6 protein-coding genes are annotated in these 4,910 nt (G+C 74.1%); 1 reads left to right on the top strand and 5 read right to left on the bottom strand.

Going from position 1 to position 4,910, the window contains the following annotated elements; all coding sequences use genetic code 11:
* Nucleotides 1-630 carry a hypothetical protein gene (locus AE652_RS35220; RefSeq protein ID WP_053112441.1) on the top strand — a complete coding sequence of 210 codons (630 nt, stop codon included), beginning with the start codon at nt 1-3 and terminating at the stop codon, nt 628-630.
* Nucleotides 631-691: 61 nt separating this feature from the next.
* Here AE652_RS35220 and AE652_RS35215 read toward each other — a convergent pair whose 3' ends face one another.
* The 5 genes from AE652_RS35215 to AE652_RS35195 all read right to left on the bottom strand — a co-directional run.
* A complete protein-coding gene (locus tag AE652_RS35215) occupies nt 692-1,903 on the bottom strand; it encodes a glycosyltransferase 87 family protein (RefSeq protein WP_159028645.1) in 1,212 nt (403 codons plus the stop codon).
* Between the two features lie 277 nt (nt 1,904-2,180).
* On the bottom strand, nt 2,181-2,927 hold the full coding sequence (locus tag AE652_RS35210) for a class I SAM-dependent methyltransferase (protein WP_049659063.1): 747 nt from the start codon (nt 2,925-2,927) through the stop codon (nt 2,181-2,183).
* A 3-nt stretch (nt 2,928-2,930) separates the two neighbouring features.
* Nucleotides 2,931-3,746, bottom strand: a complete 816-nt coding sequence (locus AE652_RS35205) for an SDR family oxidoreductase (RefSeq protein ID WP_369808357.1) — start codon at nt 3,744-3,746, stop codon at nt 2,931-2,933.
* The gene (locus AE652_RS35200) at nt 3,743-4,606 is read right to left on the bottom strand and encodes a TauD/TfdA family dioxygenase (RefSeq protein WP_049659062.1); all 864 of its coding nucleotides are present in this window, start codon (nt 4,604-4,606) and stop codon (nt 3,743-3,745) included. The genes AE652_RS35205 and AE652_RS35200 overlap by 4 nt, the downstream gene beginning before the upstream one ends.
* Before the next feature lie 12 nt (nt 4,607-4,618).
* Nucleotides 4,619-4,910, bottom strand: a 292-nt coding sequence (locus AE652_RS35195) for an aminotransferase class III-fold pyridoxal phosphate-dependent enzyme (RefSeq protein ID WP_049659061.1), incomplete at its 5' end; no start/stop codon positions are given.

The following is a 4,910-nucleotide window of genomic DNA, read 5'->3' as shown; positions in this document are numbered from 1 at the left end:
CTGGCCGCCGTACCCGCCTCCGCGTCGCCCGAGTCCCTCGCCGCCGGCCCGGTGCTCACCGCCGGGAGCGCGGGCGGCACCGCCGTCGCCGTCGGCGACGCGCTCGCCGCACCGCTCGCCCCGGGCACCAAGGCCACCTTCTACTCGACCGCGACCAGCACCACCGGTGTCACCTGCGCCACCTCCCAGCTCTCCGCCTCGGTGCTGGGCAACCCGGCGGCGCCGGGCAGCGCGACCGCGTCGCTGACCGGGCTGACCTTCGGCTCGTGCACCGCCAACGTCACCGGGGTCACCTCGGTGCGCAGCCTGACGGTCGGCAACCTGCCGTACGGCGTCACCGTCTCCGACGCGCCCGGCCTGCCGGTCACCCTGACCGGCGGGTCCGCCGGGACGATCCAGGCCACCGCCGTGCTGGACACCTGGTTCGGCACCATCACCTGCTCCTACCAGCTGAGCGGCGCGTTCACCGGCAGCGCCGACAACACCGCGCACAGCCTGGCCTTCCGCACCGAGCACTTCGCCAAGAGCGGCGGTTCGACGCTCTGCCCGGCCGACGGCTACTTCTCCGCGACGTACGGGCCGGTCGCGGACACCAGCCAGTCGGGAAGCCCGGCGGTCTTCGTCAACTGACCGCACCCGCGAGGGAGTCGGGGTGGGTGCGGCAGCGCCGCCGGGCCCACCCCGGCCCCGGTCAGACCCGGAGCAGGCCGAACTCCCGGGCGGCGGCCCGGAGTACAGCGACCAGTGCCAGCAGCATCAGCGCGCCGTGGGCCGGCATCGACAGGTACGGCGCCACGCCGGGTGCGATGAACTTGAGGTAGCTGCCGAAGGACGCGAGCTGGACCAGCACCGGCAGGTACCAGAGCCGCCGGGGCAGGTGGAAGGCGACGATCACGCTGAGGACGTCCGCGACGTAGAAGTAGCGCTCGTGCATGGACGGCAGCAGGAACGGCACCGCGATCGCGAAGACGGTGGCCAGCAGCAGGATCCCCGTCCCGGTGCGCCCCGCCCGTCCACCCCCGGCCGTGGACCTGCCGGCAAGGGACTCTCCGGCCGCGCCTCCGGCGCTTCGCAGGGCCCGGACCGCCAGGGCGATCAGCGCCAGCACCAGCAGGCCCGCGACCAGCACGCCCGCCCGGCGCACCGGGTCGTCCTCGCCGGACGGCACCGAGACGAACTGGTAGACCGACGGCGCGTTGAGCGTGAGGTCCCGGTAGGTCCCGGTCTGCCGGGCGTACACCGTCAGCAGCTGCCAGGGGTCGGCGCCGAGCAGCACGGCGGGGACGTCGAGCGCCAGGTAGGCGGCCGGGACGGCCAGCAGGCACCGCCACGGCATCCGCCGGGCCAGGACCACGACGAGCAGCAGGGGGAAGAGGAAGACCGCCTGGAGCTTGAAGGCCAGGGCGATCCCGAAGAAGGCGCAGGTCCACCAGGGCCGGCCGCGCAGGAGGTGGTGGACGCCGCCGAGCAGGAAGGCGGTGAAGATCGCGTCGGCCTGGGCCCACCACCCGCTGTTGGTCACGACCGTGGGCAGGAACAGCACGGTCACCGCTGCCGCGAAGGGCCGCCAGGGCCGGTGCGGCCACCGCAGCGCGACGATGCGGTGGGTGTAGTAGGCCAGCGCCAGGTCGAAGAGGACCGACAGGCACTTGACCGCCGTCAGCGCGGGCACCGGCAGCCGGCCGAGCGCGGCCATCAGGTACAGGTAGGGGACGTTGTAGTCCGAGAAGCCGGTGTCGCCGAGGGCCTGGAATCCGCCGTGCGCCGCGATGTACCGGTACCAGGGGCCGAGGAAGTAGTACCAGTCCGACGACTCGTACTGCAGCAGCAGGCCCCGGAGCAGGAGCGCGGACGCCACCGCCGCCACCGCGACCAGCACCGGCACCGGCACCGGCACCGGCACCGGCACCACCGGATCGGCCCGGCGTGGAGGCGGGGCCCCTCGTTCCGGCGCGGCTTCCTGGGGGCCGGGGCGCAGGTCGGGTTCGGGTCGGACTGGACAGTGGTTCATACCACCAGGACGCGGCACCCACCGGAAACGGACGACAACGAACCGGTACGGATTTCCGCGGGCCGCCGACCGGGCCGCCGACCGACCCGCGGACCGACCCACCCGGGCCCGCCCCGGGCCTGAGCTCGTACGGCTCCGGCCCGGGGCGCGAGCGGGCGACCGGCAGCGGTCAGTCCCCGGCCTCCCGGTGCCGCCACCGCACCGGGTCCTCGGCCACCGCGGCGCCCGCCGCGGTCCGGGCCGGCGTCCGGTAGCCCGCCGTGGCGAGCACCAGCATCTCGTTCTCCCCCGGCCGGAACTCGTAGGCCACCCGCTCCACCCGGCTGGGGACGCCGAGGTCCGCCAGTTCCTCGCGCAGCGGCTCCAGTCCGGGGTAGCGCTCCCGCGTGTCGTACACCATCAGCGGGAACACCCGCACCTCGTGCCGTGCCACCCGGGCGAGCTCCAGCAGGGCCGCCCGGTGGAAGTCCCCGTCCAGCCGGTTGCCGTACGAGAACAGCAGGTGCGAGCTGAGCACCAGGTCGAAGGAGTCGTCGGCGAAGGGGAGTTCGGGCAGCGAGCCGGCCACGTAGCGGTCCGGGCGGGCGGCGATGTCGGCGCGGAAGTCCCGGGCGTTGGCGGTCCACTGGCGGATCATGTCGTCCGCGTCGGTGTACCAGGACCACACGTGGTCGGCCGTCTCCTTCACCAGCCGCTCGCGCTTGAAGCCGGTCTCCCGCTCCACCAGCAGGCCCAGCTCCTCGCGGTGCTCGGCGTACTGGCGGTCGACGGCGACGGCGTCGATGCCGCGCCGCCCGGCCTCCGCCACGAAGCTCGCGGCGCCGGCCGGGCAGTCCAGGACGCGCTGCGCCAGGTCGCGTTCGGTGAGCGCGAACATCGCCCGGTACTCCGCGAAGGAGCGTGCGCTGACCAGCACGGCTCAGCCCCTTCCGACGAACGGCATGGTGGTCGGCAGCACGACCAGGGACTGGATGGTGGTGTCCGGCGGCTGCGAGGCCATCAGCACCAGGGCCTCGGTGAAGCGGTCCACCGGGATGGTCGCCTCGACGGCCATGGTCCGGTCGGCCTGCATCGCGGCCGGCTGCGGGCCGCCGTCCACCGGGGTGACGTTGCCGACGTCGATCTGCCCGCAGGAGATGCCGTACGCCCGGCCGTCCAGGGCGAGCACCTTGGTGAGGCCGAGCACGGCGTGCTTGGCGGCGGTGTACGCGATGGAGTTGGGGCGCGGCACGTAGGCCGAGGGCGCGCCGTTGTTGATGATCCGCCCGCCCTGCGGGGTCTGGGTGCTCATCACCCGGAAGGCCTCGCGGGCGCAGAGGAAGCCGCCGGTGACGATGGTGTCCAGCACCCGGTTCCAGTCCTCGAACGGGGTCTCGGTGATCGGCCGGCGCGGGGCGGCGGCGCCCGCGTTGTTGAACAGCAGGTCCACCCGGCCGTAGCGGTCGAGGACGGTGTCGAAGAGCCGGGCGACCTCCTCCGGGCTGCGGATGTCCGTCGGGACGGGCAGCACCCGGGCGGCCCCGGGCCCGGCCAGGGCGGCGGTCTCCTCCAGCGCGTCCTTGCGCCGACCGGCGACGGCCACGGTCCAGCCGGCCGCCAGCAGGGCCAGTGCCGAGGCCCGGCCGAGGCCGCTGCCCCCGCCGGTGACGATCGCCACCCGCCCGTGCGGTGCGGGCGCGGCCCCGGTGCCGGCTCCGGCGGTCACGGCACCCGTGCTCTCGGCTCCAGCGGTCACGGCGTCCACTCCTCCCCCTCGTTCACCCAGACCCGCAGCATCCGCCGGGCGTACGGACCCGGCTCGTCGATGAACGGCGAACGCCCGTGCAGCACACGGCTGTTGCGGATGATCAGCAGGTCACCGGCGGCCATCGGCAGCCCGAAGGCGATCTCCGGCCGGTAGAGCACCTCGTCCAGCACGCCGAGCGCCTCCCACTGACGATCCGTCAACTCCGGTCCGCCGCGGTCGGGAGAGGAGCGGACGGTGCGGGTCTGGTAGTAGCACCCGATCGTCCCGTCCTTGCGGTCGTACAGGATCGGGGTGACCACCACCTGCGGACCGGCCCGGCCGCTGCGCTCGAAGGTCCACTCCTCGCGGAGCGTGGCCAGCGCGTCCGGCCGCTCCCGCTCGATCAGGTCGTGCACGTGCCGGGCGCTCGCCAGCTTGGTCAGCCCGCCGCCGTCGAAGGCGGGCCGCAGGCAGAGCAGGACCAGCAGGTCGCAGGTGTCGCAGTGGAAGCCGAGTTCGGTGTTTCCGTCGCCGTCCTGGTCGTGCAGCACCGAGGTGAGGTCGCCGCGCCCGTTCTGCGGGACGATCCGGCCGAAGTCCCCCAGCAGGAAGGAGAGCACCTCGGTGATCTCCTGTTCCGGGCGGGTCGCGTCCACCAGCCCGCTCACATGGGTGATGCCCACCGAGTCGGCGGCGTTCCGGACGAACTCCCGCAGCCTGGTCCGCACCTGCTCACCCGCACCCCACTGCCCGGCCCGCGCGTCGGCCCAGAGCAGCCGCCGCTCCCGTTCCTCCAGCGGGAGCGACCAGAGCTCCCGCCGGGCGTCCAACTCCAGGCTGCTCCAGCCGATTTCGGTCACCGCGTCCATGTCCTCTCCTCCCTACCGGCCGCCGGCCGCGACGGCCTTCGCCCACAGCTCCAGGCCCTCGTCGATCTGTTCGGCCGTGACCACCAGCGCGGGGATCATCCGGACCGTGTTGAGGTGGATCCCGCACAGCAACAGCAGCAGGCCGTGCTCGGCCGCGGCCTGCTGGGCGCGCCGGGCCGCCTCCGGGTCCGGGGTGCCGTCCGGGCGGCAGAACTCGCTGGCGGCCATCAGTCCGAGCCCGCGGACGTCGGCGATCCCGGGCGCCTCGGCGGCGACCGCCCGCAGCCCGGCCAGCAGCCGGGCG

The sequence above is a fragment of the Kitasatospora sp. MY 5-36 genome, from assembly GCF_001182915.1.
GTDB lineage: Bacteria > Actinomycetota > Actinomycetes > Streptomycetales > Streptomycetaceae > Kitasatospora.
This window is presented reverse-complemented; position numbering and strand designations above follow the sequence as displayed.

Coding starts and splice junctions, on each gene's coding strand:
- AE652_RS35200 (WP_049659062.1), bottom strand. CDS start 4,606: ATGGACGCGGTGACCGAAATCGGCTGGAGCAGCCTGGAGTTGGACGCC.